1 protein-coding gene is annotated in these 320 nt (G+C 60.0%); it reads left to right on the top strand.

Features of this window, described 5'->3' with window-relative positions; all coding sequences use genetic code 11:
• Positions 1 to 320, top strand: a 320-nt coding sequence (locus PZH32_RS12225) for a hypothetical protein (RefSeq protein WP_275208525.1), incomplete at both ends; no start/stop codon positions are given.

Here is a 320-nt window from a genome sequence, read left to right as displayed (position 1 = left end):
CATGAAAACGAAACGAATGGTGTTGCGGATGGCTCTTATACGGAAACGATTACCGTTCCTGTTGGAACCCAGGTTTCGGCCGCCGACGTCACGCCGCGACCGGTCTATAATGGCCTTCAGTATGAGCCGACCGATCGAAGTGGTGCCCTTACCGTTGTTGAAGGAACGATAGGCACCATCACGCTGCGCTACACTCGCACGGAGCAAGTGGGCCCGGGTGGCGAGGATTCAGTGCCCAAGCCGGGACCGACGGACCCCGATCCGACCGAGCCCGATCCTTCCCCTGTTGATCCAGTCGATCCGATGCCGAATCCGGGGGG

It is taken from the genome of Adlercreutzia equolifaciens (assembly GCF_029076695.1).
GTDB classification, from domain to species: domain Bacteria; phylum Actinomycetota; class Coriobacteriia; order Coriobacteriales; family Eggerthellaceae; genus Adlercreutzia; species Adlercreutzia equolifaciens_A.
Note: the sequence above shows the minus strand (reverse complement) of the source record. Positions and strands in the feature narration are given on the sequence as shown.